At 65.1% G+C, this 284-nt stretch carries 1 protein-coding gene; it reads left to right on the plus strand.

Annotated elements, in window-relative coordinates; genetic code table 11:
• Positions 1 to 284: alcohol dehydrogenase catalytic domain-containing protein (locus ACOQFP_RS02730; protein ID WP_421583359.1), on the plus strand; the 284-nt coding region annotated here is incomplete at both ends.

Genomic DNA, 284 nt, shown 5'->3' on the forward strand with positions numbered 1-284 from the left:
ATTACGATCCCGGATCCGGGTCCGAACGATGTGGTGGTCGCGGTTGCGGCGTGCGGGGTGTGTCATACGGATCTGCATTATCGCGAGGGTGGGATCAACGACGAGTTCCCGTTTCTGCTCGGGCACGAGGCGGCGGGCACGGTCGAGTCGGTCGGTGCGGCGGTCACGCATGTGGCGGTCGGTGATGTGGTGGTGCTGAACTGGCGGGCGGTGTGCGGGGAGTGCCGGGCCTGCCGGAAGGGCAGGCCGTGGTATTGCTTCGATACGCACAATGCGTCGAAGAA

The organism is Rhodococcus sp. MALMAid1271 (genome assembly GCF_049195265.1).
In the GTDB taxonomy this organism is placed as follows: domain Bacteria; phylum Actinomycetota; class Actinomycetes; order Mycobacteriales; family Mycobacteriaceae; genus Rhodococcoides.